This window comes from Rhizobium sp. NFR07 (genome assembly GCF_900111905.1).
Classification (GTDB): Bacteria; Pseudomonadota; Alphaproteobacteria; order Rhizobiales; family Rhizobiaceae; genus Neorhizobium.
Genome location: NZ_FOKM01000005.1, coordinates 408,083 through 433,597, shown reverse-complemented (window position 1 = coordinate 433,597; position 25,515 = coordinate 408,083). Strand labels below are relative to the sequence as shown.

The 25,515-nt window shown below is 61.9% G+C and carries 24 protein-coding genes and 1 tRNA gene; 19 read left to right on the top strand and 6 right to left on the bottom strand.

The genetic code is table 11. The features are described 5' to 3' along the window. The first annotated feature begins 235 nt into the window (after positions 1 to 235). Positions 236 to 312, top strand: a tRNA-Met gene (locus BM216_RS13775). A gap of 315 nt (positions 313 to 627) precedes the next feature. Here BM216_RS13775 and BM216_RS13770 read toward each other — a convergent pair. Further along, positions 628 to 1,341, bottom strand: coding sequence for a GntR family transcriptional regulator (locus tag BM216_RS13770; RefSeq protein ID WP_177230782.1), 714 nt, complete (start codon positions 1,339 to 1,341; stop codon positions 628 to 630). Between the two features lie 149 nt (positions 1,342 to 1,490). Between BM216_RS13770 and BM216_RS13765 the strand changes: the two genes are divergently transcribed. Genes BM216_RS13765 through BM216_RS13735 form a run of 7 tightly spaced genes read left to right on the top strand, consistent with a single transcriptional unit; the run spans position 1,491 to position 8,408 of the window. Then, positions 1,491 to 2,489 (top strand): Bug family tripartite tricarboxylate transporter substrate binding protein, encoded by a 999-nt coding sequence (locus BM216_RS13765; protein ID WP_092999737.1) that lies wholly within the window; start codon positions 1,491 to 1,493, stop codon positions 2,487 to 2,489. Positions 2,490 to 2,510: 21 nt separating this feature from the next. Continuing rightward, a complete protein-coding gene (locus tag BM216_RS13760; protein WP_092999736.1) occupies positions 2,511 to 2,978 on the top strand; it encodes a tripartite tricarboxylate transporter TctB family protein in 468 nt (155 codons plus the stop codon). A gap of 4 nt (positions 2,979 to 2,982) precedes the next feature. Next, positions 2,983 to 4,524 (top strand): tripartite tricarboxylate transporter permease, encoded by a 1,542-nt coding sequence (locus tag BM216_RS13755; protein ID WP_092999735.1) that lies wholly within the window; start codon positions 2,983 to 2,985, stop codon positions 4,522 to 4,524. Between the two features lie 35 nt (positions 4,525 to 4,559). After that, positions 4,560 to 5,423: an isocitrate lyase/PEP mutase family protein gene (locus tag BM216_RS13750; protein ID WP_092999734.1), complete on the top strand. Its 864-nt coding sequence runs from the start codon at positions 4,560 to 4,562 to the stop codon at positions 5,421 to 5,423. 16 nt (positions 5,424 to 5,439) lie between these two features. Beyond that, positions 5,440 to 6,855 carry a 3-isopropylmalate dehydratase large subunit gene (leuC, locus tag BM216_RS13745; RefSeq protein ID WP_092999733.1) on the top strand — a complete coding sequence of 472 codons (1,416 nt, stop codon included), beginning with the start codon at positions 5,440 to 5,442 and terminating at the stop codon, positions 6,853 to 6,855. After that, complete coding sequence (leuD, locus tag BM216_RS13740; RefSeq protein WP_092999732.1) at positions 6,852 to 7,469, top strand: 3-isopropylmalate dehydratase small subunit; 618 nt, start codon at positions 6,852 to 6,854, stop codon at positions 7,467 to 7,469. Before leuC ends, leuD begins: the two co-directional genes overlap by 4 nt. 12 nt (positions 7,470 to 7,481) lie before the next feature. Next, on the top strand, positions 7,482 to 8,408 hold the full coding sequence (locus tag BM216_RS13735) for a 3-hydroxyacyl-CoA dehydrogenase (RefSeq protein WP_092999731.1): 927 nt from the start codon (positions 7,482 to 7,484) through the stop codon (positions 8,406 to 8,408). A gap of 19 nt (positions 8,409 to 8,427) precedes the next feature. On the opposite strand, the gene BM216_RS13730 is transcribed toward BM216_RS13735, so the two are convergent. Further along, complete coding sequence (locus BM216_RS13730; protein ID WP_092999730.1) at positions 8,428 to 9,180, bottom strand: SDR family NAD(P)-dependent oxidoreductase; 753 nt, start codon at positions 9,178 to 9,180, stop codon at positions 8,428 to 8,430. Then, on the bottom strand, positions 9,177 to 10,487 hold the full coding sequence (hisD, locus tag BM216_RS13725) for a histidinol dehydrogenase (protein WP_092999729.1): 1,311 nt from the start codon (positions 10,485 to 10,487) through the stop codon (positions 9,177 to 9,179). Before hisD ends, BM216_RS13730 begins: the two co-directional genes overlap by 4 nt. Before the next feature lie 96 nt (positions 10,488 to 10,583). Between hisD and BM216_RS13720 the strand changes: the two genes are divergently transcribed. The 4 genes from BM216_RS13720 (at position 10,584) to BM216_RS13705 (ending at position 14,690) form a co-directional block, all read left to right on the top strand. Further along, positions 10,584 to 11,564, top strand: coding sequence for a LacI family DNA-binding transcriptional regulator (locus BM216_RS13720; protein WP_092999728.1), 981 nt, complete (start codon positions 10,584 to 10,586; stop codon positions 11,562 to 11,564). Between the two features lie 174 nt (positions 11,565 to 11,738). Then, positions 11,739 to 12,728 (top strand): TRAP transporter substrate-binding protein, encoded by a 990-nt coding sequence (gene dctP, locus BM216_RS13715; RefSeq protein WP_177230781.1) that lies wholly within the window; start codon positions 11,739 to 11,741, stop codon positions 12,726 to 12,728. A gap of 149 nt (positions 12,729 to 12,877) precedes the next feature. Next, on the top strand, positions 12,878 to 13,408 hold the full coding sequence (locus BM216_RS13710) for a TRAP transporter small permease (protein ID WP_092999726.1): 531 nt from the start codon (positions 12,878 to 12,880) through the stop codon (positions 13,406 to 13,408). A gap of 1 nt (position 13,409) precedes the next feature. Further along, positions 13,410 to 14,690 (top strand): TRAP transporter large permease, encoded by a 1,281-nt coding sequence (locus BM216_RS13705; RefSeq protein WP_092999725.1) that lies wholly within the window; start codon positions 13,410 to 13,412, stop codon positions 14,688 to 14,690. A gap of 39 nt (positions 14,691 to 14,729) precedes the next feature. On the opposite strand, the gene BM216_RS13700 is transcribed toward BM216_RS13705, so the two are convergent. Continuing rightward, positions 14,730 to 15,755 carry a LacI family DNA-binding transcriptional regulator gene (locus BM216_RS13700; protein WP_092999724.1) on the bottom strand — a complete coding sequence of 342 codons (1,026 nt, stop codon included), beginning with the start codon at positions 15,753 to 15,755 and terminating at the stop codon, positions 14,730 to 14,732. Between the two features lie 186 nt (positions 15,756 to 15,941). Between BM216_RS13700 and BM216_RS13695 the strand changes: the two genes are divergently transcribed. The 7 genes from BM216_RS13695 (at position 15,942) to BM216_RS13665 (ending at position 23,509) form a co-directional block, all read left to right on the top strand. After that, complete coding sequence (locus BM216_RS13695) at positions 15,942 to 17,309, top strand: LLM class flavin-dependent oxidoreductase (RefSeq protein WP_092999723.1); 1,368 nt, start codon at positions 15,942 to 15,944, stop codon at positions 17,307 to 17,309. A gap of 21 nt (positions 17,310 to 17,330) precedes the next feature. After that, the gene (locus BM216_RS13690) at positions 17,331 to 18,692 is read left to right on the top strand and encodes an acyclic terpene utilization AtuA family protein (protein WP_210217041.1); all 1,362 of its coding nucleotides are present in this window, start codon (positions 17,331 to 17,333) and stop codon (positions 18,690 to 18,692) included. Positions 18,693 to 18,694: 2 nt separating this feature from the next. Further along, a complete protein-coding gene (locus BM216_RS13685; protein WP_092999722.1) occupies positions 18,695 to 19,012 on the top strand; it encodes a DUF4387 domain-containing protein in 318 nt (105 codons plus the stop codon). Positions 19,013 to 19,093: 81 nt separating this feature from the next. Beyond that, positions 19,094 to 20,437: an MFS transporter gene (locus BM216_RS13680; protein WP_092999721.1), complete on the top strand. Its 1,344-nt coding sequence runs from the start codon at positions 19,094 to 19,096 to the stop codon at positions 20,435 to 20,437. Positions 20,438 to 20,473: 36 nt separating this feature from the next. Continuing rightward, positions 20,474 to 21,442 (top strand): flavin reductase, encoded by a 969-nt coding sequence (locus tag BM216_RS13675; protein ID WP_092999720.1) that lies wholly within the window; start codon positions 20,474 to 20,476, stop codon positions 21,440 to 21,442. A 25-nt stretch (positions 21,443 to 21,467) separates the two neighbouring features. Further along, positions 21,468 to 22,349 (top strand): MBL fold metallo-hydrolase, encoded by an 882-nt coding sequence (locus tag BM216_RS13670; RefSeq protein WP_092999719.1) that lies wholly within the window; start codon positions 21,468 to 21,470, stop codon positions 22,347 to 22,349. A 35-nt stretch (positions 22,350 to 22,384) separates the two neighbouring features. Then, the gene (locus BM216_RS13665) at positions 22,385 to 23,509 is read left to right on the top strand and encodes a zinc-dependent alcohol dehydrogenase family protein (RefSeq protein ID WP_092999718.1); all 1,125 of its coding nucleotides are present in this window, start codon (positions 22,385 to 22,387) and stop codon (positions 23,507 to 23,509) included. Positions 23,510 to 23,533: 24 nt separating this feature from the next. Here BM216_RS13665 and BM216_RS13660 read toward each other — a convergent pair whose 3' ends face one another. Together BM216_RS13660 and BM216_RS13655 are read right to left on the bottom strand one after the other, a co-directional pair. Beyond that, positions 23,534 to 24,427: an ABC transporter permease gene (locus BM216_RS13660; RefSeq protein ID WP_092999717.1), complete on the bottom strand. Its 894-nt coding sequence runs from the start codon at positions 24,425 to 24,427 to the stop codon at positions 23,534 to 23,536. A gap of 16 nt (positions 24,428 to 24,443) precedes the next feature. Next, complete coding sequence (locus BM216_RS13655) at positions 24,444 to 25,394, bottom strand: ABC transporter permease (protein ID WP_092999716.1); 951 nt, start codon at positions 25,392 to 25,394, stop codon at positions 24,444 to 24,446. Positions 25,395 to 25,515 lie beyond the last annotated feature (121 nt).

Genomic DNA, 25,515 nt, shown 5'->3' with positions numbered 1-25,515 from the left:
GGAAAACAATCTTCTCGAACGAAACCTACGGCCCCTGGCCAACACCAAAGGGCCGCCCCAAAAGCGGCCCTTTGTCGTTCAAGGGATAAAGCAGAACGAAATCGAATGCCAAGGCAGGCTCACAGGTCTTGATCTGCTGCCCGCCTTACAGGAGACAAAACCTTCGGTTTTGCTCCGGCACAGTCCGCCAACGCTAGACGTTGGCGTAGTCGCGCAAACCAAAGTTTGCGCTTGGCGCGGGGTGGAGCAGCCCGGTAGCTCGTCAGGCTCATAACCTGAAGGCCGCAGGTTCAAATCCTGCCCCCGCAACCAATATCCTTCCCCAAAGATGACAAAGACACGAAACGGACGTTCGTCGCCGAGGCACGCCCAACCTAAGCTGCAGACGCTAACCTTCTTGTGACAGAAGGCGCCAGAACACAGCTGCGGTTTTAGTCGCCAACAAAGCGCCGAAGCCGCAAGCCGCTGAAAAGCACCCGCAGCCTCTGCAGGAACGGGATCGGATCGTCGCGATCAGTGGGCCTCCTGCCGGCGGGAGATCCTCCCTGACCGAAAGGCGATGTTGGCGCCCGAAGCATGCCGAGGCATTGCGCGGGTGGGCCGAGGCGATGTTTGCCGAGGCATGGATCACCGGCGAGCCCGATCCTCGTTATCCCCGCTGTCCGTCTCCCGCAAAATCGCCGAGGCCGTCAGGATGTGCGTCCGCATCACCGAATGAGCGAGAAGTTCATCCTTCAGGCGGAAGGCGCGAAGGAGGATGCGGTGATCCTCGTTGCTGCGATGAACCTCCTCGCCGCCGAAGCGGTTGAAGGTCATCGTCAGCACCGCAAGGTCCATCAGCTGCATGGCCGTGCGCTCGGCATAAGCCAGGCCGGATATCTGAAGCACCCTCAGATGCAGCTGTCGATTGAGCGTGCTGCGGGATTGCGGCGCCAATGCTTCATCATGGCTGTCGGACTGCTCCATGAGATCGCAGAGAGCGGCAAGTTCATCGATCTCACCAGGCGTTATGCGCCTTGCTGCATGTGCCGCCGCCTGGGCCTCGATGTCGGCCCGGATGACGAAGCTCGACAGGAGCTCATCCAGCTTCCACGGTTTGACGATTGCTCCGGCATGCGGGCGAAGCTCGATGAATCCGTCGGCTGCAAGGTTTCTGAGCGCCTCCCGGACCGGCGTACGGCTGACGCCGAGTTCCGTTGCAAGGTTGACCTCTCCCAGGCGCTCAGCCGTCCTGAAGGTTCCGGATAGTATGCAATCGCGGATATGCGTATAGACGCGCTGCATGGCCGTCGATCCGACTTCGGTAGATCCATCCGTTGTTTTGTCGAGGGTTTTCTTCATTTCACCTGACTTCCATCCAGCTCTGGATGCCATGAAAATTTTTCATTCACATGATCGGAGATTGACCATTTGCATACAATACGGCTTTCTTGACCTTGGCAATGTGGAGGCGTTGCCGGTGACGGGATTTGCGTGCAAGGGAGGAAATCATGCAGTTCGATCGTCGTACATTCATGAAGATCGCGGGCGCGACACCGCTGGCTGCGGGGCTGGGTTACCTGCCGGCTCAGGCGCAGGATGCCTATCCGCATAACAAGCTGACGCTGCTTGTCCCGTTCGACGCGGGTGGATCCGCCGATCGGCTTGCGCGTGCCATTGCTCAATTCCTGCCCGCCGAGCTCGGCGATATTCCGGTTACCGTCGTCAACCGCTCCGGCGGTTCGGGCACGCTCGGCTTCACCTGGTTTTCACGCCAGAAGGACGATGGCTCGATCGCCATGGTCGCACCGGTCAATCCCTATCTCATCTCCGCGGTCCTGCGCGGGCAGGGCAATCTGAAGTGGGACGACTTTCATCATATCAACGGCCAATGGCAGGACTATTACGTCGTGCTCGTCAACAAGGCGCAGCCCTACCAAACGCTGGAGGCTCTGCTGAACGATATCCGCGACAATCCCGGCAAGGTCAGCTGTGCGGTCATTCCCGGCGACGGGGGCCATCTCTCGGCGGTCATCATGCTGGAGAAGCTCGGGATACCGAAGGAAAACGTGAACTGGATCACCTATGACGGCGGCGGGCCGATGCGCACCGCGATTGCCGGCGACCAGGCGACGATGACCTTCATCTCGGCGCTCGGCAGCAATGTCATCGTGGACCAGGTGCGTCCCCTCGCCGTCTATCGCGAGGAGCGGGACGATGCGCGCTGGCCGGCGCCGACGATCAACGAGGCGCTGAAGCCGCTCAATGTCGAAGTGCCGGTTCTGGCAGCAGACCTGCGCTGCCTCTCCGTGCAGAAGTCCTTCGTCGATGAGCATCCGGATGTCTATGAAAAGCTGGTTGCCGCCTATCGGCGCATGCTCGATCGTCCGGATTTCCGCGAATTTGCCGCCAAGGGCGAGATCGGCGGTGACTGGATGGGGCCTGAGGAAACGGCGGCCTCGCTGAAGAAAAGCTACGAGATCTTCGAGCAGTATCTACCCCAGCTCTGACGTCGCGACGGGATCAATATCATGAACATCACCCTCAACAGGGCAGGCCATTTCGGCTTGCTGCTGGTCTTCGCTGCATTCGTCGTCTGGTTCGCCCACAATTCCTGGATGGCCAGTCCGACCACGATCAACATGCTGCTGATCGGACCAACGGCGCTGCTTGCGCTTGGCCTGATCATTGCCATCGCGGTCGGGCTCTTCCTGCATCCGGAGCGGGATGCAGACGGGCCGGAGGAGGAGAACGACGGGTCGTTGCGCCAGCGCTTCGGTGTCCCGGTCGCCTGCCTGATGCTGACGCTCTACATCCTGAGCCTCGAGACGATCGGATACGACATTGCCGGCGTTCTCTTCTGCGCGGCAACGATGATCATGATGGGCAAGCGCAACTATGCGATCATCGCGGCCTACTCGCTTCTTGTCGGCTTCGGTCCTGTCTGGATCCTGCAATATCCGATGGGAATTCCCGTTTATTCCCTGATCCTGGAGTAGTCGGATGATCGATATTCAAGCCATTTTCGACGCTTTCACATCGCTGTTTGCCACCCCCATGGTCTGGGTGGTCGCGCCGCTCGGAATTTTCATCGGGCTTATCTTCGGCGCCATTCCGGGCCTGTCCGTCCCGATCGCAATGGCGATCTTCCTGCCGATGACGCTCTACATGGATTTCGTCGAATCCATTCTCTTCCTGACGGCAATTTTCACCGGTGGCGGCTTCGGCTGCGCGATACCTGCCGTGCTGATGAACGTGCCCGGGACCTCGGCTGCCATCGCCACTTGTTTCGATGGCTATCCGATGGCCAAGAAGGGGTTGCACAACGAGGCGCTGGGCCTGTCGCTGAGTGCCTCGACGGTCGGGACGGCATTCGGTTACGTGATGCTGTTTCTCATCCTGGAGCCGCTGTCCCACGTCGTGCTGAAGCTCGGTGCGTCCGAACTCTTCCTCGTCGCGGTGGTCGGTCTGCTGCTGATCGGCCTGATGACGGAGGGGCGTTTCTGGAGAGCGATCACTGCGGGTGCGCTGGGCGTGCTGCTGGCGCTGATCGGTATGAGTTCGGCGGGAACGGAGCGCGGCACGTTCGGATCGCTCTATCTGCTCGATGGCGTCGATTCCAATGCCGCGATGATCGGTCTGTTTGCAGCGTCCGAACTCTTCCTGCTCGTCAAGAGCGACTACATCGTCAAGGACCAGGAAAGCCGCAAGGTCAGCACGCGGGAGATCGTCAGCGGCTTCTTTTCCATCCGCCATAATCTGGGAACGCTGTTTCGCGGATCCGCGCTGGGCGCAGGCCTCGGTGTCGTGCCGGGCCTCGGCTCGTCGATCGCCAATCTTGTCTCCTATACGCTGACGAAGCGCTTCTCGAAGGATCCCGACAGTTTCGGCAAGGGCAATCCCAATGGCGTCATCGCGGCGGAATCGGCCAACTCGTCCTCGGAAGGGGGCTCGATGGTGGCGCTTCTGGCGCTCGGGATACCGTCCAGTGCGGCAACCGCGATCATGCTCAGTGCCTTCTCCATGCACAACGTGACAGGCGGGCCGCGCTTCATCGCCGACCAGAAGGATGTCGTCTACGCGATCATCGCCGGCAGCTTCATCCAGGCGATCATCCTCGCCGTAATCGGTGTCCTCTTCATCCGCTTCGTCGTCTATATCGTGCGCGTGCCGCTCGCCTATCTTCTGCCGCCCGTCGTCACCTGCACGGCGCTCGGCTCCTATGCGCTGACGACCAGCATCAGCGGCCCGGTGACGCTTCTCGTCTTCTCGATCCTCGGCGTGCTGATGAAGCGCTACGGTTATTCCGTCGTGGCGATGGTGATCGGTCTGCTGCTTGGGCTGATGATGGAAGGTAATCTCGTCCGCACCTGGCAGCTTGGCGGAAGCAGCCTGTCGCCGCTGATCGAGCGGCCGATCTCGATCGGCATCATCGCGCTCATCGTCATTTCGCTCGGCGCGGTCTTCTACGGCTCGTGGAAGCGCCGCCGGATGGGCGTCTCGTCTCTCATGCCGGGCGAGGATCTCGCCGGCAGGGATGCTTAGGCGCATCCCGCATTTCATTCCAAAGGAGAAACCTCATGTCCGACCCCAGACTCAAGCAAGCCATTGCGGCCGGTGACTTCGTTGTTGCTCCCGGCGTCTTCGACCTCATCTCTGCGCTCATGGCAAACTCCATGGATTTCAAGGCGCTCTATGTCACCGGATACGGCACGGTCGCGTCCTATCTCGGCATTCCGGATGCGGGTATCGCCACCTATCGTGACATGCTCGAGCGGATCGCCCAGATCTGCAAGCGCACGGAGAAGCCGATCATCGCCGATGCGGATACGGGTTATGGCGGGCTGTTGAACGTCCGAACGACGGTTGAAGGATATGAGGCCGCCGGCGTCACCGCGATCCAGATCGAGGACCAGGAATTCCCGAAGAAATGCGGCCATACGCCGTTTCGCCGGGTGATCCCGATCGCCGACATGCAGCGCAAGATCGAGGTCGCGGTCAAGGCGCGCAAGTCGGATGATTTCCTGATCATCGCGCGCACCGACAGCCGCACATCGCTCGGGATCGACGAGGCGATCAAACGTGGGCAGGCCTATGCGGAAGCGGGAGCGGATGTCGTCTTCGTCGAATCGCCGGAAAGCGAGCAGGAGATGATCGATGCGGCCAACGCCATCAAGGCACCGATGTTCGCCAACATGGTCAATGGCGGGCGTACGCCGCTTCTCTCCGCGGAGCGCTTGAAGGAGATGCGTTATGCGATCGCCATCCACCCGGCCGTCGGCTTCCTTGCCGTGACGCGCGCGCTGGAAAAAGCCTATGGCGATCTGCTCGCCAATGGCATGACCAGCAGCGATATCGATCTCTACTCCTTCGCCGAAATGAACAAGCTGCTCGGCTTCGAGGACATCTGGTCGTTCGAGAAGGAATGGGCGGAAGCGGTCTGAAACGGGAGACAGCCGGATGAGCAAGCCCCGCACCCTCTACGAAAAGCTCTGGGACAGCCATGTCGTACGATATCTGACGGATGAGACCGCGCTTCTCTATGTCGATCGCCATCTGTTGCACGAGGTGTCGACGCCGCAATCCTTCGTGGCGCTCGACAAGCGGGGTTGCGGGGTTCATCGGCCGGCGGCAAATCTTGCCGTGCCGGACCATGCCATTCCAACGCGTCATCGCGACCAACCGATCGCCGATCCGCAGGCGCGAGCCCAGACGGCGCGGCTGGTCGAAAATGTCGAGCGCTACGGCATTCCCTTCATCCCGCTGAACGATATCCGGCAGGGCATCGTGCATGTGATGGGACCGGAGCAGGGATTTACTCTGCCGGGCACGACGCTCGCCTGCGGGGACAGCCATACGTCGACGCATGGGGCATTCGGCACGCTGGCATTCGGGGTGGGCGCGTCCGAATGCGGGATTGTCATGGCGGCGCAGGCGCTGGTCCAGCGCAAGGCGCGCACCATGGCCGTACGTATCGAAGGGACATTGTCGCCGGGCGTCAGCGCCAAGGACGTGGCGCTCGCGTTCATCGCCAAGGTCGGGATCAACGGCGCGGCGGGCTATGCGATCGAATATCTGGGACCCGTGGTGCGCGGCTTTTCAATGGAAGCGCGCATGACGCTCTGCAACATGGCGATCGAGGCGGGCGCCCGGGTTGCGCTGGTGGCGCCTGATGACATCACCTTCGACTGGCTGAAGGGCCGCCCGATGGTGCCGAAGGGTGACCTTTGGGATCAGGCTGTTTCCTATTGGCGGAGTCTGCCGAGTGACGAGGCTGCCGTCTTCGATCGCGAGGTGACGCTCGATGCCGGCGGGATCGCCCCGCACGTGACCTGGGGGACGTCACCCGAGGATACGATCGCGATCGACGGGATGGTGCCTGACCCGGAGACAATCGAGGATGAGCAGAGACGGGCCCGCCTCAGTCGGGCGCTTGACTATATGGGGCTTTTGCCCGGAAGGCCGATTGCCGGCACGCCGGTCGACATGGTTTTCATCGGTTCCTGCACTAACGGGCGACTGGTGGATCTGGAGGCTGCGGCGGAAATCGTGAAGGGACGGAAGGTCGCGCCGCATGTGCAGGCGCTTGTCGTGCCGGGATCGGGGCTGGTGAAGCAGGCCGCGGAGGAGAAGGGGCTCGACCGTATCTTCATCGATGCCGGTTTCGAATGGCGCGAAGCCGGCTGTTCCATGTGCGTGGCAATGAACGACGACCGGCTGAAGCCCGGGCAGCGCTGTGCCTCGACGTCCAACCGCAATTTCGAAGGGCGACAGGGGCGGGGTGGGCGCACCCATCTCCTTTCGCCGGCAATGGCGGCGGCGGCGGCAATTACCGGGACGATCACCGACATACGCAAGCTGGAGGTGCGGTCATGAGCGAACCCCTGGTCCATGTTGCCTCGCAGGCGATTTCACTGCCCGATCCGAATGTCGATACGGACATCATATTCCCGGCGCGCTTTCTGCTGAAGATCGATCGCGACGGCATGGCCGACTGTCTTTTCCATGATCGCCGTTTTGACGCGGACGGCGTGGAGCGGAAGGACTTTCCGTTCAACAAGGCAGATCGGCAGGCGGCGAAGTTTCTGGTCGCGGGGCCTGGCTTCGGCTGCGGGTCGTCGCGGGAGCAGGCGGTCTGGGCGCTCACCGACTGGGGCATCCGTGTCGTCATCGCGCCGGATTTCGGCGATATTTTTTCTGGCAATGCCGCGAAGAACGGGCTGCTGCTGATCCGCCTGGATAAGGAACGCGTGGCCGAACTCGCGATCAAGGCGGAGCGGGGTGCGATCTTCTCCGCGGATATACCCGGCCGCTCATTCACCGTGGACAACGAGGAGATCTGTCGCCTCGATATGAACGACGAGGCAGCCGAGGCGTTCATGGAAGGGTGGGAGGAAATCGACATCATCCTCAACCGCGAGCGGGAACATGTCGCCGCCTTCGAGGCTGTGCACAGAACCCGCCAACCATGGTTGTTTGCCGAGAGTTAGGAGAATGTATTGATGAATGCAATCAGGACAGTTGCCATTGTCGGTGCCGGTCTGGTGGGGCAGGGCTGGGCAATCGTCTTCGCGCGGGCCGGAAAGCAGGTCGTCATCCATGACGCGCGTGAAAATGCCGAGGCGATCATCGGTGCTCAGATCGAAAAGGCTGTTGCCGACCTGGTCGAGGGCGGGCTCTGCGACGACGCGGGAGCGATCCTGTCGCGTATCCGGTTCGCCAGGGATCTCGACGATGCGGTGTCAGGCTGCGACTACGTGCAGGAATCTGCCTTCGAGCGGATCGACGTCAAGCGTGAGGTGAGCCTCGCCATTGATGCCTTCCTGCCGGCGCATGCCTTTGTGGGAAGTTCCACTTCCGGCTTTCCGGGATCCGCCTTCTATGAAGATTGCAAGAACCGCGCGCGCATGATGGTCGTGCATCCGGTCAACCCGCCGCATCTCGTGCCGCTGGTCGAGATCGTTCCCACACCTTGGACAGCGCCGGAAGAGGCTGCCCGTGCGCGGCAGTTGATGGAGGATGTCGGGCAGTCGGCGGTTTCGCTGTCGCGCGAGATCCCCGGCTTCGTGCTCAACCGTCTGCAGGGTGCGTTGCTCGACGAGGCCTTCGCGCTTTATGCGGAAGGGTATGCGACGGCGGAGGATATCGACCGGACGGTGCGTGACGGGCTCGGCCTGCGCTGGGCCTTCATGGGACCGTTCGAAACGATCGATCTCAATGCGCCGAAGGGGCTCGCCGATTATGCAGAGCGGTTGGGGGCGATGTATTCGGGCTTTGCCGGTCAGCGGAAGGCCAATCGGGACTGGGTGCCGGAGGCGGTGGCGCGGGCGGATGCGGAACGCCGCGAGGTTCTGCCGGCAGGCGATCTCGATGCCCGGCGTTCATGGCGTGACGAGATGCTGATGCGGATCGTCAAGGCGAAGCGTTAGAAGAGTTGAGGACGGCGGATCAGTCCGCCGTCCAGCCGCCGTCGAGCATGAGGGCGGAGCCGGTCATCAGCGACGAGGCGTCCGAGGCCAGGAAGATGGCGGCGCCGACAATGTCGGACGGCTGGCCGAGGCGGCCGAGCTTGATCTTCGAGAGTGTCTGGCGGCGGAATTCCTCGTTTTCGAAATAGGGGGCGGTCATCGGCGTCTCGATGAAGGTCGGGCAAATTGTGTTGACGCGGATGCCGCGCGGTCCGAGTTCGACGGCCAAGGCCCTGGTGAAGCCTTCCAGCGCCCATTTCGAGCCACAATAGAGCGTGCGGTTGGCGGCGCCCACATGGCCCATCTGCGAGGACATGTTGATCACCGAGCCCTTTATGCCGTTTGCGAGCATCATCGATGTCACCGCCTGTGCGGCAAAGATCGCGGCCTTGACGTTGAGGTCGAAGACCGCGTCGTAATCCTCTTCCGTCACCTCTGTGAGTGGCTTCGGGCGATTGGTGCCGGCATTGTTGACGAAGACGTCGAAGGGGGCCTGGGCTTCGATCTGCTTACGGAAACCGGCAATATCCGTGACATCACCAACGAGGGGGCTGGCTTTCAGCCCTCTTGCTGTGAGCTCGGCGCAGGCGGTTTCGATCTCGGGCTGCGAGCGGGCGCAGAGCGTAACCTCTGCTCCCGCCTCGGCAAGACCTTCGGCGATCGCTCGCCCGATGCCGCGGCCCGCGCCGGTGACCAGCGCCCGCTTTCCGGTCAGATCAAACAGCGTACTCATTCGGCGGCAACGCCATAGGGCACGTTCTGGCCGCCATAACGGCGGACGCGGAGATTGGCCTGTTCGGCATGGCCTACAAAACCTTCGAGCATGCAGAGGCGCGAGCAGTAGGCGCCGATCTCGGCCGCTGCCGCGTCGGTCGTCACCTTTTGGTAGGAATGGGTCTTGAGGAACTTGCCGACCCACAACCCGCCGGTATAGCGCCCGGCCTTCTTGGTCGGCAGCGTGTGGTTGGTGCCGATCACCTTGTCACCGTTGGCAACGTTGGTGCGCGGGCCGAGGAAGAGCGCGCCGTAGGAATGCATGTTCTCCAGGAACCAGTCGTCGCGATCGGTCATCACCTGGACGTGTTCGGAGGCGATGTCGTTGGCGACATCCAGGATCTCCTCGTAGGTGTCGCAGAGGATGACCTCGCCATAGTCGCGCCATGAGGTGGAAGCGGTTTCGGTGGTCGGCAGGATCTTCAGGATGCGGTCGATCTCTTCCAGAGTAGCCTTCGCCAGCTTTTCCGAATTGGTCACCAGAACTGCAGGTGAATTGTAGCCGTGCTCGGCCTGACCCAGCAGATCGGTGGCGCACATTTCTGCGTCTACGGTATCGTCGGCGATCACCATCGTTTCGGTGGGACCTGCGAAGAGATCGATGCCGACGCGGCCGTAGAGCTGGCGCTTGGCTTCGGCGACGAAGGCGTTGCCGGGGCCGACGAGCATATCGACGGGGCGGATGGTCTCGGTGCCGAGCGCCATGGCGCCGATCGCCTGGATGCCGCCGAGAACGTAGATCTCATGGGCGCCGCCGAGATGCATCGCGGCGACGATTGCCGGATGGGGCACGCCTTTCTGCGCCGGCGCCGCCGCCGCGATACGCGGCACGCCGGCGACACTCGCCGTTAGCACCGACATATGGGCCGATGCGACCATGGGGAACTTTCCGCCCGGGACATAGCAGCCGACCGACTGGACCGGGATGTTGCGGTGGCCGAGAATGACGCCCGGCATGGTTTCGACCTCGATATCGGTCATCGACGCGCGCTGCGCCTCTGCGAACCTGCGGATCTGGGCCTGGGCGAACTTGATGTCCTCCATGTCGCGGGTCGATACCTTGCCCATCGCGGCCTCGATTTCAGACGCAGTCAGGCGGAAGGATGGCGGAGAGAAGTTGTCGAACTTTTCCGACAGTTCGTGCACCGCGGCATCGCCGCGTGTCTCGATATCCTTGAGTGTCGTCTCGACCAAAGACCGGACTTTCGCATCGTCCTCGGCACGCTCGGCGGCGGCCTTTCCCTGTTTCAGATAACGGATTGCCATGGCTGAATACCTCCCTTTTGGAGCAAAGGGTAATGTGCTAGCGATGAGAGATGCAAGTTTTCATCGATATTTGAAAAAATTTCACGGGAGCGGGAATTGAAGCCGACAGCCAAGCAGGTGGCGCATGAGGCGGGTGTCTCCATCTCCGCGGTATCGCGGGCATTCTCTCCCGGATCGTCGATCGATCCCGAGAAAAGGCAGCGCATCCTGCAGGTGGCGGTGCAGCTCGGCTATACCAGCCCGGCACGGCGCACGGCCGAGGTGATTTCGGCGGGCACGGTGACGCTGGTCGCCGGCGATCTTGCCAATCCCTTCTATCCGCTTGTGCTCGATACTCTGGCAAAAGCACTCCAGGCGGTCGGACGGCAGCTGCTTGTTTATGCAATCCCGCCCGGCACCGACATGGATCACCTGACGCCGCAGATCCTGGCAGCCCGACCCAACGCGCTGGTCGTCACTTCGGCGAGCCTGACATCCGGCATGGCGTTGGCCTGCCGGCAGCATGGCATCAGGGTGGTGCTGGTCAACCGGATCCAGCGCGACGTTCGCGTCAACGCCGTTGCCTGCGACAATCATGCGGGCGGTCGGGATGCCGCGACATTTCTGATGGCGCGAGAACGGCGGCGGATCGGCTTTATCGGCGGCGTCGCGGATACTTCGACGCATCGCGACCGCATCACAGGGTTTCGTGAGGCGCTGCAGGAGGGCGGGCAGTCGCTCTTTGCGGAGGCGACGGGCGGTTACACCTATCGCGGCGGCTATACCGCGGCACAGGCGATGCTGACGAACAAGGTGCGACCGGACGCTCTGTTCTGCTGCAACGACATCATGGCGCTTGCCGCCATCGATGCGGCGCGCGAGCTGGGATTTTCCACGCCGGATGACCTTTCGATCATCGGTTTCGACGACATCCCCATGGCAGGCTGGACATCCTATCGGCTGACCACGATCCGGCAGCCGATCACGCGGATGATCAACGAGGTGGTGGACCTGATCGAGGCCGGAGCAACGGTGCCGATCGACGAGACGACAACCAGCATCCTGCCCGGCAAGCTTATGGTTCGCGGCAGCGCCTGAACGTCGCCATGCCCGGCTGCGGCCTGATCGGATTTTTTTGACGAAAGGCAAAAAGAAACTTGACTGACCCGGCAAATTTGACATGTTTCATGCACACGTTTGCGCACTAAGGCGGTGACGAGGCTGGAGGGCCTCTCCGCTTGATTGATGCGGGAAATCGAACGGGAGGAGCATATGAAGTTCAGAGCCATGGCCGTTTTTTGTGCGGCTATTCTTGCTGTCGCAGGTCAGGGATTTGCCGCCGAACGTGCTCTGCGCGTCGCGACGAGCGTCCCCCACAATCACTACCTGACGAAGGTCATCAAGGAATTCGCGGAGAACGTCACCAAACGGACCAATGGCGAAATTACCTTCGAGTTCTATGATTCCGGCTCTCTCGTCAGCGACCAGCACATGGACGAGGCGGTGGCCAACGGCACGATCGACATCGGGATCGCTTCGGCATCCATTCTGGCCGGTACGGTGCCGGCGCTCAACGTCTTCGCCGTGCCCTTCTATTTCGATACCCGCGAGAAGCTCGACCGCGCCGTCCTGCCCGGTGCGCCGATCCGCACCATGCTGGACAACCGGATCAACGAGACGGGTTCGCACGCCCTGTTCTGGATCCCTTACGGCTTCATCACGATGATCACGGTCGGCAAGGAAGTGCATACGCCCGCCGACATGAACGGGCTGAAGATCAGGACGTTCGGCACGACTGTCAGCGAGTTCGTCGAAGCGGTCGATGCGGCACCGGTGGTGACGAGTGGCAGCGAACAGTTTCTGGCGCTTCAGCGCGGTATCGTCGATGGCGGGTTGACCGGATGGCCGTCGATCGAGGAGCGGCGACTCTACGAGGTCTCCAAATATGTGATCGCCACCGACCATATGTATGAGACCCATTTCGCCCTGATGAGCGAGAAGGCACTGGAGAAGATGCCGACCGAGCTGCGCACCATCTTCCGCGAGGAGGCGGCGAAGCTTGAGACCGTGCTGATGGACCGAATCTTCGACGCCACAGAGCATACGCGTGACGTTCTCTCCACGAAGATGCAAATCGTCGACCTGACGCCGGAAGAGATCGGCCAGTGGAAGGAGAAGACGGCGCCTGTCGCCAAAGCCTTCTATGAAAACGGCAACGAGCTTGCGCGCTCGGTGTTTGAAGAAGCGCAGAAACTGCAATAGGCGGCTGCGCGCCGCTCACGCTGCCGCAACGGAAATGGACCAATCAACATATCAGAAGCAAGGGCGGTGGCTTGGCCACCGTCACGGCCAACTGCGCATTCGCGCAAGCGTCTGAGGGTCAGGCGCGGAATTCTGGGAGGAACGGCAACATGCCCCCGCAGGAAAAGAAATGGGTCGGCGCGATCGAATCGACCATCATGAAGATCGGCGAATACAGTTCGTGGATCTATCTCTTCATCGGCGTCATCGTCGCCTATGAAGTGGTGCTGCGATACTTCTTCAACGCTCCGACGGACTGGGTCGAAGAGACCTCGCGGCTCGGCATGGTCTGGGCAACATTCCTGTTGTTTCCGGCCTGCATGAACCGCCGCCAGCTGATATCCATCACGCTTCTTTCCGATGCGGTAGGCGAGCGCGGCAAGGTGATGCTCGAGGGGCTGGCCTTCGTGATCATCTCCGTGGCCTGCGCCGTCGTTGCCTGGGAGGCAATGATCGCCGCATTCGATTCCGCCGCTGTGGGTCGCGCTACGGCGAGTGTGCTGCGCATTCCGTACTGGCTCTTCTATCTGCCGGTTGCCCTCGGCTTTCTCCTCTTCTTCATCCAGGCCGCGCTGGAGCTGATCCTGCTCGTCGCCACCGGCCAGCGTCGCAAGACCGAACTCAGCCACGAGGAGATCTGACATGGAAAGCATCCTCGTACTGATTGCGCTTTTCGTCTTCCTGTTTGCCGGCATCCCTGTGGGCATCGCGCTGACGACGACCGGCATTGCGCTGATGATGATGAAGGGCGTGCCGCTTGCCGCGGTTTCGATGGAGTTCCTCGGCTCGGTCAACAATTTCATCCTGCTCGCAGTGCCCGTCTTCCTGCTGACCTCCAACATCCTGCTGAAGGCAGGCGTGGCGAAAGACCTGTTCGACGCCGTGCAGCGATGGGTCGGGGGTGTCCGGGGTGGGGTCGCGATCGCGACGATCATCTCCTGCGGCATCTTTGCCGCGATCTCCGGTTCGTCCGTTGCCGTCGCAGCGATGATCGGCACCGTTGCCATCCCGGAAATGGTGAGCCGCGGCTATGATCGCCGCTTCGTCATGGGAACGCTCGCAGCCGGTGCCACGCTCGGCATCCTCATCCCGCCGTCGATCCCGCTGATCATCTATTCGGCGGTGGCGGAGGAATCCACGGCGCAGATGTTCCTGGCCGGCGTCGGACCCGGCCTGTTCCTGATTGCAGCCTTCCTCGTCTATTGCGTCATCAAGTCGTTCATGGGTGGCGCGCCCGAAATCGAAGCGGGTGCTTCCGGTCGCGGAGGACGCACGGCGGCCAGCATGCGGGCCCTGCCGACGATCGTCATCGCGCTCACCATGATCATCGGCATCTATGCGGGCGTCTTCACGCCAACGGAATCGGCTGCCGTCGGTCTCGTCATGACGCTGATCTATGTCTTCGGCATGCGCCGCGGCGTGTCCTTCGCAGACTTTCGCGAAGCGGTGTTCGGCGCGGGCCTGACAACCGCCAACCTGCTTCTGATCATCGCCGGCGCCAATGTCTTCGGCAAGGCGATTATGCTCTACCGGATCCCTTACGAGATTTCCGGATGGATCGCGACCAACATCGAATCCGCCAGCCTCTTCATGATCACGGTCACCGCGGTGCTGCTCGTCATGGGCCTGTTCCTGGAAGGGATCGCGATGATCCTGATCGTACTGCCGGTGCTGCTACCGTCACTCGGTGTCCACGGCATCGACCCGGTCTGGTTCGGCATCTATTTCGTGCTGATGATCGAGATCGCGCTGATCACGCCGCCTGTCGGCATGAACCTCTTCGTCATCCAATCCGTGGCGAGATCGAGTTTGAAGGAGGTAATCCATGGCTCCGTGCCTTATGTATTCATCATGCTGGGTGCGGTGCTGGCCATCTACTTCTTCCCGGAGATTGTGACCTACATTCCGTCACTGGGTAAGTAAGATATTGCTATCAGGAAGGGGCGCGTCGAGCGCCCCTTTTCACGTCTGTCCGGTGGAGCCGCGGATGATGAGCTTGCCGCGCATGGCGATCAACTCGTCCGGCAGGCTCGGGTCGAGGGTGCGGGCCTGCAAGAGCTCGAAGGCGCGTTGGATCATCAGGGGCAGCGGTTGCTGGATGGTGGTCAGGTCATAGATCGGCCGCGCCGAACTCGCTAGTCCGTCGAAGCCGGCGACGGCAATGTCTTCGGGTACGTTGACCGATGCGAGACGCAGACCGTCGAGAACGCCCATTGCCATGATGTCACTCAGGGCGAAGATCGCATCCGGCCGCTCCTGTGCGAGCAGGGCCGCAATCTCCTGACCGGCTGCGAAGCCGCCGTCGTAATTGGAGTGGCCGTCGATGCGGACGGTCAATTTCAGCCCCGCCTGCTCCAGTTCGGACACGAAACCTTCCTCGCGTTCGCGCGAAGTCGAGCTGCTGGAGGCTGTGTAGACCAGCCCGAAACGGCGTCTGCCGCGGGCGATCATCAACCTGGCGATCTCTGCGCCGCCGGCGCGGTTGTCGCAGGTGACGAAGCACCCGTGGGCGAGGGCCACACGGTTGACCATGACGAGCGGCACATGGTTGCGGGCGCAGATTTCCGCCGCATGGGACGACAGGATGGCGGACGAGATGATGCAGCCGTCGACCTGGTACTGGATCAGCGCCTGTGCGGTGATATCTTCGATCGGTCCGCCGCCGGCATGGATGATCAGCAGGCGGAAGCCGAGCTTTTCAGCCTGACGCGTCGCCTCATGCAGAAGCTCCATGTAGAAGGGGTTTTCGGCCGATCCCAGGACAAGGCCGTAGAGCCCGCTCTTGCCGGAGGAGAGCGTGCGCGCCAGCGCATTGGGCATGTAGCCATGCTCTTTCGCGAGGCCGAGAATCAGATCCCTTGTCTTCTTCGAGATCCGGGTGTCGCCCTTCAAGGCACGCGTCACCGTCGACGGCGCGACGCCAGCGAGTTCAGAAAGGGTGACGACCGTTGCTCTGCGTGGTGCCGGTGGGGTCAAAATCGAGCTCATGAGGCTTCATAACAAAACGGCTGCGGCCTGTCGCGTCGATACGCGTCATCCGCGAAATGGCGGAAAATGCCCCAGGCTGCGACAAAATTTCCGAACGTAACTTGACATGAAACTTATAAACGGTTTGGATCAGTTTGCGCAAACGTTTGCGCACATATTGCGATTGACGATGACACGGGAGGAACGATGTCTACTTCAAAACGCCAGATGAAAATGGTGGGCTTCCTGCAGGCGCAGAACTGCTCCATTGCACCCGGCTCGTGGCGACATCCCGCCGGTGCCACCGATTTTCTCTCAGCCGAATATTTCCAGCGCATCGGTCGCATTCTCGAGGAAGGCAAGTTCCATCTCGCATTCTTCGACGACCGCCTGGCGATGCCGGATATCTACGGCGACGACCATGAGGAAGCGGTCGAGAACGGCGTGCGCGTCGTCAAGATGGACCCGGTCTCGATCATCACGGCGATCGGCATGGCGACGAGCCATATCGGCCTCGGCATCACCTATTCGACCACCTATTACGAGCCGTTCCACGTCGCGCGCCTGTTCGGCACGCTCGACCTGATGACCAAGGGCCGCGCCGCGTGGAACGTGGTGACGTCGCTCAACAATTCGGAGGCCGCCAATTTCGGTCGCACCGAGCATCTTGCCCACGACCTGCGCTACGAGCGGGCCGACGAATTCCTGGAGGTCGTCACCGGCCTCTGGAACAGCTGGGAGCCCGACGCTTTGATCGTCGACAAGGAGACCGGCCAGTTCGCCGATCCGAAGAAGGTTCATCGTCTGGATCACAAGGGCAAGTATTTCAGCTCGCGCGGTCCGCTGCCGGTGCCGCCGTCGGCGCAGGGACGTCCTGTGCTCATCCAGGCCGGCCAGAGCGGCCGCGGCCGACAGTTCGCCGGCAAGTGGGGCGACCTCATCTTCGTCGTCTATCCGACGCTCGAGACCGGGCAGAAGCAGTATGCCGCGGTGAAGCAGGAAGTTGCTGCCGCCGGCCGCGATCCGGACGAGGTGGCAATCTGCCCGGCCTGCTATGTCTGCGTCGGCGAAAGCGTTGAGATCGCCGAGGAGAAGCGCGAATATATCCGCGCGCTCGCCAAGCCGATCGATGCTGTCGTGCTTCTGTCGGAGGCGCTCAATTTCGACTTCGCCAGCAAGCCGATGGACAGCGAGTTCACCGACGAGGAACTGCAGAAGCTGTCCTGGTCCGGCTTCAAGGAGCGGGTGATCACGCTGAGCGGCAAGCCCAACCCGACTGTGCGCGACTTCGTGCATTATTCCGGTCGCGGCACGATCGGCGAATTCCCGATCTTCTGCGGCACGCCGACAATGGTCGCCGACCAGATGGAAGAGTGGTTTACTTCCGGGGCCTGCGACGGCTTCGTGCTCGCGGCCACCCATACGCCCGGCGCCTACGAGGACTTCGTCCGCTACGTCGTGCCGGAGCTGCAGCGCCGCGGGGTCTACCAGAAGGACTATGCGGGCACGACGCTTCGCGAAAACCTCGGCATTTCCATGCCCACCCATCCTGCCCAGCGCCAGGCGGCCGAATAAGCCAGCAGTCGGAGAAGATTGATGAAAGAATTCAGAATGCTCTCGACGAGCGGTATCCTCGGCTATGGTTATGCCGAGGAATCGCTCAAGATCGGAATGTCCTGGGAGCCGCATGTCATCGGTTGCGATGGCGGCAGCACCGATCCGGGTCCCTATTATCTCGGCGCCGGCAAATCCTTCTGCTCGCGCCTGTCGGTCAAGCGCGACCTGCGGCTGATGCTGCAGGCAAGCATCGCGGCCGGCATTCCCTGCATCATCGGCACGTCCGGCGGTGCCGGCGGCGAGCCGCATCTGCAGGATACGGCGGCGCTGGTGCGCGAGATTGCGCGAGAGGAAAAGCTCTCCTTCAAGATGGCGCTCATCCATTCGGAACAGAACAAGAGCGATCTTGCCAAATGGACCGAAAGCGGCATCACCAAGCCGCTCGCCAAGATGAAGCCGCTCGATCGCGGCATGATCGATAACGCCACCCGCGTCGTCGGCATGATGGGACCGGAGCCGTTCGCCAAGGCGCTCGACGAAGGGGCGCAGGTCATTCTCGCCGGCCGCAGCAGCGACCCGGCGCAATGGGCCGCCCCCGCGATCCGCGCCGGCATGGCGCCGGCTCCATCCTGGTATGCCGGCAAGATGCTGGAATGCGGCGCCGAGCCGACCGTGCCGAAGGAGCCGGACTGCATCTTCCTGCGTGTTCGAGACGACCATGTGGTCTGCGAGCCGCCGAACCCGATCCGCCGTTCGACGCCGCTCGCTGTGGCGAATTTCGCTCTGCACGAGAATTCCAGCCCGATCCACCATGTCGAGCCGGGTGGTCTTCTCGACACGGCCAATTGCCGTTTCGAGGCGATCAGCGACCGCGCCGTCAAGATCGACGGCATGACCTGGACGCCGGCCGAGCGCTATACGGTGAAGCTCGAGGGCGTCGAGATGGCCGGTTACCGTGCGATTGCCATCTGCGGCACGCGCGACCCGATCCTGATCTCGCAGATCGACGATTATCTCGCTACCCACCGCGAAAAGGTCGCCGTGAAGGCGGAATCCTTCGGCGTGCCGCGCGACGACTACAAGATGATCATCCATTGCTACGGCAAGGATGGTGTCATGGGTGGCTGGGAGCCGGTCAAGCAGATCACCAGCCATGAACTCGGCTTCGTCATCGAGGTGGTCGGCAAGACGGCAGATGTCACCAATGCGGTGATCGCCATGGCGCGCACCTCGATGCTGCATGCCGACTTCCCGGGGCGTCTATGCAAGGAAGGCAACATGGCCTTCCCGTTCAGCCCTTCGGACATCGACATGGGGCCGATGTATCGCTTCAGCATCTTCCATACGGTCGAGGTCAGCGATCCTTGCGCCCTCTTCCCCATCGAATACGAGAAGGTTTGATCATGGCCCTCATCAGAGACATTGCCCAAATCTGCAAGAGCAAGAATGCCGGCCCGTTCAACGTGACGATCGACGTGCTGTTCGAGGATCACGACCTCTATCACCGGGTCAAGGCGACCGGCGCCCTGAACGCCGCGCTGTTTTCAAAGCTCTACGGCGTGAAGGAAGAGGACGTGCTCTTCACCCCCTATGACACCGCGGCTGCGTTCAAGGCAACGTTCCCGCGTGCCATCCCGGCCGGCGATATTGGAGATACCGACGTTTACGGCGCGCAGCAGCATGCGCCCCTGCTGGATGTCGATATCCCGCTCGAAAAATAACCAACGACTACGCACGGATCCTGCCGGTGGAGGAATCGGCAGGATCCGTGCGCATGCCAAGAACAGCTCGAGGAGGAGCTCATGGCCACTGAAACATCCGACATCCGCAAGGTCGCGCTGGCGAGCTTCATCGGTTCGACCCTGGAATGGTACGATTTCTTCATCTTCGGTACCGCCACGGCGCTCGTCTTCAACAAGCTGTTCTTTCCCGAATTCAATCCGGTCACGGGCATGATCGCGGCCTTCGCGACCTTTGCCGTCGGGTTCATCGCCCGCCCGCTGGGCGGCATCGTCTTCGGTCACTATGGTGACCGGATCGGCCGCAAGGCCATGCTGGTGCTCAGTCTCACGATGATGGGCGGCATCACCTTCCTGATCGGTCTCATCCCTACCTATGCGGTGCTCGGCATCGGCGCGCCGATCCTGCTCACCGTACTTCGCTTCCTGCAGGGTTTCGCCGTCGGCGGTGAATGGGGCGGTGCGACGTTGATGGTGGTCGAGCATGCGCCCAACAAGACGCGCGGCTTCTTCGGCAGCTGGCCGCAGATGGGCATTCCGGCCGCGCTGCTTCTGTCATCCGGCATGATGGCGCTTGTCGGAGGGCTGACGACGCCGGAACAGTTCATGGCCTGGGGATGGCGCATCCCGTTCCTGTTCAGCGGTGTGCTGCTGGTCTTCGGCATCTACCTGCGCCGCCGCTTGGCGGAATCGCCGAGCTTCCAGAAGATGAAGTCCGAGGGTGAGCGCGAGCGCCTGCCGATCGTCGAGGTGCTGGGCAAGCACGGCAAGAAGACCGCATTGCTCGTCGCCGCACAGGCGGCGGAGAATACCAGTTTCTATGTGGTTGCCGTCTATTCGCTGGTCTATCTCACCACCGTGGTCGGTATCGATCGTGGCACCGCATTGAATTCCCTGATGATCGCAGCCGTCTGCTGCTTCGTCGCCCAGCCGATCTTTGCGGCGCTCTCCGACCGGATCGGGCGCAAGCGGGTCTTCATGGGCGGGATGATCTTCAACGGCCTTTTCATCATCCCGTTCTTCCTCTTCCTCGATACGGCGAACGTGTTCTGGATCACGGCGGCCATGACGCTCTCCATCGTGCTCGGGCAGGCGACGACGCAATCGACGCAGACCAGTCTCGTTGCCGAGCAATATGCCGCTTCGGTTCGCTATAGCGGTGTCTCGGTCGCCTATCAGTTCGCCACCGTGCTGTGGAGCGGCCCGACGCCGATGATCGCGGCAGCGCTCTGGGCCTGGTCGGGAAGCTGGATACCGCTCGCTTGCTACATCATCGCAGCCGCCTGCCTGTCGGTCCTCACCATCATTCCGCTGCGCGAAGCCGCCGGTGCCGATCTCGAAGAGGAGCGGGGCGAGGACGCGTTCGAACCGGCGTCCTCGGCACGCGGCGTTCATCAATATCAGTAAGACGGGCAATACCACTAAGACAGGGAGTTTTCCGCCATGTCCAACGATCCACGCATTCTCCGCAACGCCCTCGGGTCCTTCGCCACGGGTGTCACAATCGTCACCACGCGTGGCGCCGACGGCCAGGATATCGGACGTACGGCCAACAGCTTCAGCTCGGTCTCGCTCGATCCGCCGATGATCCTCTGGAGCCTGGCGAAGACCTCGTCCAGCTTCGAGGATTTCAGGCAGGCCGAACATTTCGCCGTGCATATTCTGTCTGCGGATCAGAGCGACATATCCGGCCTGTTCGCCAGCAAGAAGGAAGACAAGTTCGAAGGGCTGACGGTCGAAAGGGGGGAGGGCGAAATCCCTCTGTTGAAAAGTTGCGCCGCCCGTTTCGAATGCCGCACAGCGTATCAGTACGAGGGCGGTGACCACATCATTTTTGTCGGCGAGATTACCGGCTTCGAGCATTCCAGCACGCCGCCATTGGTCTTCCACGGCGGGCAGTATGGCCGGCTCATTCGCCATGCCGGCGAGAGTACGTCTTTCGAGAAGAAGGAAAGCAGCCTTTCGCCGGACGACTTCATCTACCAGATTTCGCGGGTCTTCTATCAGATCCGCAGCGATGCGATGGCTGAGAGGCGCCGACGGGGATGGAGCGGCGCGGACTATGCCGTGCTGACGCTGCTCGGCCATGAGGATGGCCGCACGCTGGAGGACATTCGCGATATCGGCCGGTCACGCGGAGACGAGATTACTGGCGAGACGATCGAAAAGCTCACGTCCATCGGCCTGATCAAGGTCGATGGCTCGGTGCCACCACGAGCGCATCTGACCGCTGACGGGCGCAAGGCGATGATCGAGATCGTTGCCATGCTGAAGGCGGCGGAGGCCGAATGCCTTGCCCTTCTGGACGAGAATGAGGTCTGGGTGCTGAAGCAGCTCCTCAACAGGCTTGCGACATCGCGGGACACCGGCTGGCCGCCGGTGCGTCAGCAGGCGGCCCTTGCATCCGCTTGAACCGGCTCGGATATTGGAGGGTGTCATGACCCGATTTGCTATCGGAGACGTTACCGTCTCCGCCATATGGGAGATGGAAGACACGTCGTTCCGGATGAAGTCCTTCTTTCCGCTCGTCACGGAGGAGATGCTGGCGAGGGAACGGTCCTGGCTCACGCCGACCTTCCATGATCCTGATACCGACCAGATCAAGCTCAGCATCCATGCATGGCTGATCGATACCGGCCGGCACAAGATCCTCGTCGATACCTGTGTCGGCAACGACAAGCAGCGCCACGCGCGCAAGCAATGGTCCGATCTCAATACGCCGTTCCTCGAACGTCTGCGTGCGGCGGACGTCGAGCCCGAAGCGATAGATTATGTTTGCTGCACCCATCTTCACGCCGATCATGTCGGCTGGAACACGCGGCTCATCGACGGACGCTGGGTGCCGACCTTCCCGAATGCGAAATATATCTTCGGGCGGAAGGAATACGATTACTGGGCGGAGAAATACGGCTCCGACCCGGGCAGCCATCATCTTGCTGCCTATAGCGACAGCGTGTTGCCAGTCGTCGAGACGGGCCAGGTCGTGCTGGTGGATGATGGATACGAGCTGGACGGCTGCCTGACATTCAAGCCGGCGCCCGGCCACACGCCCGGCCATGTCGCCATCTGGCTGCATTCCAACGGCCGGCAATGCGTGTTTTCGGGCGATATCATCCATCATCCGATCCAGCTCACCTATCCGCAACTGAGCTGCATGGGCTGCGAGGATCCGGCGCAGTCGGTGCAAACCCGAAGCGCGTTGCTGGGCGGCATCGCGGATACCGAAACGATGCTGATGACCGGGCATTTTCTGGCGCCGCATGCGGCCCATATCCAGTCCGAAGGCGAAAGTTTTCGCGTGCGGTGCTCGGAATGCTAGCGTTGCTGGCGACAGTTTGAATCAGGGAGAGAGACATGAAGATCAGAGCCGCCACGCTTCGCCAGATGGGCGCGAGCCTGCCTTATGCTGAGAGCAAGCCGCTGGAAATCGCCGAGCTTGATCTGGAGCGTCCCGGGCAAGGGGAGGTTCTCGTGCGCATCCGCGCGGCCGGGCTTTGCCATTCCGATCTCTCCGTCATCAACGGGAGCAGGCCGCGACCGCTGCCGATGGCGATCGGCCACGAGGCTGCCGGTGAGGTGGTCGAACTCGGCGAGGGCGTCGACGATCTTCAAGTCGGAGATCATGTCGTGCTCGCCTTCGTGCCGAGCTGCGGTCATTGCCTGCCCTGTTCGGAAGGACGGCCGGCGCTTTGTGAGCCGGGTGCTGCCGCTAACGGCAAGGGCACCTTGCTGACCGGCAGCATCCGGCTGAAATACCAGGGAGAACCGGTGCATCATCACATCGGCTGCTCGGCCTTTGCCGAACATGCGGTCGTGTCGCGCCGCTCGATCGTCAAGGTCGACAAGGATCTGCCGTTCAACGAAGCGGCACTGTTCGGCTGCGCCGTGCTGACGGGCGTCGGCGCAGTGGTCAACACGGCAAAGGTTCAGGCGGGCCAGACGACCGTGGTCATCGGCCTCGGTGGCGTCGGGCTGGCGGCGCTGCTCGGCGCGATCTCCGCCGGTGCCGCACAGGTGATCGCCGTCGATCTTTCCGACGAGAAGCTCGAGATTGCCCGTCAGCTCGGGGCGACGGCAACGGTCAATGGCCGCGACGCGGATGCGGTCGAAAAGGTTCGTCAGCTTACCAATGGCGGCGCCGATTTCGCCTTTGAGTTTGCAGGCTCGGAAAAGGCGCTGGAAAGCGCCTACAAGATGACGCGGCGCGGCGGCACGACGGTGACGGCCGGACTGCCGGCGCCGACGGCGGCGATGCCGCTCAACATCGTCAGCCTCGTGGCCGAGGAGCGCACGGTGAAGGGCAGCTATATCGGCACCTGCGTGCCGGTTCGCGATATCCCGCGCTTCGTCGCGCTCTACAAGGCGGGACGCCTGCCGGTAAACAAGCTGCTCAGCGGCTCGATCCCGCTTGACGAGATCAACGAGGGGTTTGATCGTCTGCACAAGGGCGAGGTGATCCGGCTGGTGGTGGAGATGTGACCGGGGGTTAATCGGGTCAGCTCCTCACTCCAGATCGCTGCGCGCGTCCAGCGCATCGCGCAGGCCGTCGCCGATGAAGTTAAAGCTCGTGACCGCTAGGGTGATCGCGACACCCGGAACGATGGCGAGCCATGGCGCCCTGTCGAGATATTGCTGGGCGCCGTTCAGCATATTGCCCCAACTCGGCAGCGGCGGCTGGATGCCGTAGCCGAGGAAGCTGACATAGGCTTCGAGCAGGATGGCACGGGCAACCGTCAGCGTGCCGGCGACGATGATCGGGCCGATCGCATTGGGCAGCAGTTCCTTCAGCATGATCGTACTGTTGCGGTAGCCGAGCGAGCGCGCCGCAAGCACGAAATCGCGTTCCCGTATGGAGCGGATCTCGGCATTGACGATGCGTGCGACCTCCATCCAGCTTGTCAGCGCGATGATGACCGTGATCATAAACGGGCTCGGCTTGATGAAGGCGGCGAGCGCCAGAAGCAGGAAGATCGAGGGGAAGGAGAGGAAGGCATCGACGATGCGCATCAGGATCGCACCGGTGAGACCGCCGCGATAGCCGGCGATGATGCCGATGAGAGTGCCCAATGCCGTCGACATCAGCATGGCGAAGAAGCCGACGAGCAGCGAGATGCGACCGGCATTGAAGAGGCGCGCGGCGATATCGCGGCCGAGCGGATCGGTCCCGAAGATATGGTAGCCGGTGAGCGGCGGGGCAAAACGGGCCCGCAGGTCGATGAAGAGTTCGTCATAGGGCAAAAGGTACGGGCCGAAGACGCAGCTCAGGACGAGGATTGTAATCATCGCCACGCCGATGACCGCAAGCCTGTGGCGCATGAAGCGCCGGAGCGTGCGGCTCTTCCACCAGTGGGTCTCTTCGGACGCTGTGGCGGGCGATGGAATAGTCACGGAAGACATAGGCTTTCCTTTCTGCCTAGCCGAGGCGAACGCGCGGATCGACGAACGCGACCAGAATGTCTGCGATCAGGCTACCGACGAGGACGAGGATAGCAGAAAACATCAGGAGGCCCATGACGACCGGATAGTCGTGATAGCCGAGGCTATCGAGGAACAGGCGTCCCATGCCCGGCCAGGTGAACACGGTTTCCGTCACCAAAGCGCCGCCCAGAATGGTCGGCAATTGCAGGCCGGCGAGCGTGATCATCGGGATGAGCGCGTTGCGCAGCACATGCGTCATCAGCACGGCCCGTTCCGAGAGCCCCTTGGCGCGGGCGGTGCGGACGAAATCCTGGTTGATGACATCGAGCGTCGCCGTGCGCATATAGCGGCTCCAGACGGCGATATCGACGAGCGCAAGCACCAGGCTCGGCAGGATGAGGTGGGTTGCGTAGTCCATGAAGGAGCCGTCGCCGACCGTGTACATATTGCCGGCGGGCAGCCATTTGAGCCGGAGCGCAAAGACATAGATGGCGACGAGGCCGAACCAGAAGGTCGGGATCGACAGCGCCACCATAGCGCCAACGGTCGCTGTATAGTCGAATATCGAATAGCGCTTCGTCGCGCCGCGCACGCCGATCCAGGTGCCGACGGCGATCGAGATCACCATTGAGGTGCCCATCAAAAGCAGGGTGGCGAAGAGGTGGCTGGAGATAATCTGAAGCACCGGCAGCTGATCGCGATAGGATTTTCCCCAATCCCCCTGGAGCAGGCGCCAGATCCAGTCGAGATACTGGATCGGCAATGGTCGGTCGAGGCCCATCTGGTGGGCGATCCGGTCCATAGTCTCCTGCGTCATGCCGGGTGTGAGCGCATATTGGGACAGCGGCCCGCCGGGCGCGAGATTGAGAACGGCAAAGCCGATGATCGATACGAGCAGAAGCAGGACGAGGCTCTGCAACAGCCGGCTGACGATATAGGACAACATGGGATCAACTCCGGTCTCGCGATGGATACGAAGCCTGCCGCCTGCGGATACTCAAAGTGCGCAAGCGGCAGGCATGGCATCATGACAGCCGGTCATTTGCCGGCTGCCAGTCCCTGCGAGG

Coding starts and splice junctions, on each gene's coding strand:
- BM216_RS13695 (WP_092999723.1), top strand. CDS start 15,942: ATGTCTACTTCAAAACGCCAGATGAAAATGGTGGGCTTCCTGCAGGCG.
- hisD (WP_092999729.1), bottom strand. CDS start 10,487: ATGGCAATCCGTTATCTGAAACAGGGAAAGGCCGCCGCCGAGCGTGCC.
- BM216_RS13765 (WP_092999737.1), top strand. CDS start 1,491: ATGCAGTTCGATCGTCGTACATTCATGAAGATCGCGGGCGCGACACCG.
- BM216_RS13705 (WP_092999725.1), top strand. CDS start 13,410: ATGGAAAGCATCCTCGTACTGATTGCGCTTTTCGTCTTCCTGTTTGCC.
- BM216_RS13655 (WP_092999716.1), bottom strand. CDS start 25,394: ATGTTGTCCTATATCGTCAGCCGGCTGTTGCAGAGCCTCGTCCTGCTT.
- BM216_RS13710 (WP_092999726.1), top strand. CDS start 12,878: ATGCCCCCGCAGGAAAAGAAATGGGTCGGCGCGATCGAATCGACCATC.
- BM216_RS13665 (WP_092999718.1), top strand. CDS start 22,385: ATGAAGATCAGAGCCGCCACGCTTCGCCAGATGGGCGCGAGCCTGCCT.
- leuD (WP_092999732.1), top strand. CDS start 6,852: ATGAGCGAACCCCTGGTCCATGTTGCCTCGCAGGCGATTTCACTGCCC.
- BM216_RS13770 (WP_177230782.1), bottom strand. CDS start 1,341: ATGAAGAAAACCCTCGACAAAACAACGGATGGATCTACCGAAGTCGGA.
- BM216_RS13755 (WP_092999735.1), top strand. CDS start 2,983: ATGATCGATATTCAAGCCATTTTCGACGCTTTCACATCGCTGTTTGCC.
- BM216_RS13660 (WP_092999717.1), bottom strand. CDS start 24,427: ATGTCTTCCGTGACTATTCCATCGCCCGCCACAGCGTCCGAAGAGACC.
- BM216_RS13690 (WP_210217041.1), top strand. CDS start 17,331: ATGAAAGAATTCAGAATGCTCTCGACGAGCGGTATCCTCGGCTATGGT.
- BM216_RS13685 (WP_092999722.1), top strand. CDS start 18,695: ATGGCCCTCATCAGAGACATTGCCCAAATCTGCAAGAGCAAGAATGCC.
- BM216_RS13730 (WP_092999730.1), bottom strand. CDS start 9,180: ATGAGTACGCTGTTTGATCTGACCGGAAAGCGGGCGCTGGTCACCGGC.
- leuC (WP_092999733.1), top strand. CDS start 5,440: ATGAGCAAGCCCCGCACCCTCTACGAAAAGCTCTGGGACAGCCATGTC.
- BM216_RS13675 (WP_092999720.1), top strand. CDS start 20,474: ATGTCCAACGATCCACGCATTCTCCGCAACGCCCTCGGGTCCTTCGCC.
- BM216_RS13670 (WP_092999719.1), top strand. CDS start 21,468: ATGACCCGATTTGCTATCGGAGACGTTACCGTCTCCGCCATATGGGAG.
- BM216_RS13680 (WP_092999721.1), top strand. CDS start 19,094: ATGGCCACTGAAACATCCGACATCCGCAAGGTCGCGCTGGCGAGCTTC.
- dctP (WP_177230781.1), top strand. CDS start 11,739: ATGAAGTTCAGAGCCATGGCCGTTTTTTGTGCGGCTATTCTTGCTGTC.
- BM216_RS13750 (WP_092999734.1), top strand. CDS start 4,560: ATGTCCGACCCCAGACTCAAGCAAGCCATTGCGGCCGGTGACTTCGTT.
- BM216_RS13735 (WP_092999731.1), top strand. CDS start 7,482: ATGAATGCAATCAGGACAGTTGCCATTGTCGGTGCCGGTCTGGTGGGG.
- BM216_RS13700 (WP_092999724.1), bottom strand. CDS start 15,755: ATGAGCTCGATTTTGACCCCACCGGCACCACGCAGAGCAACGGTCGTC.
- BM216_RS13760 (WP_092999736.1), top strand. CDS start 2,511: ATGAACATCACCCTCAACAGGGCAGGCCATTTCGGCTTGCTGCTGGTC.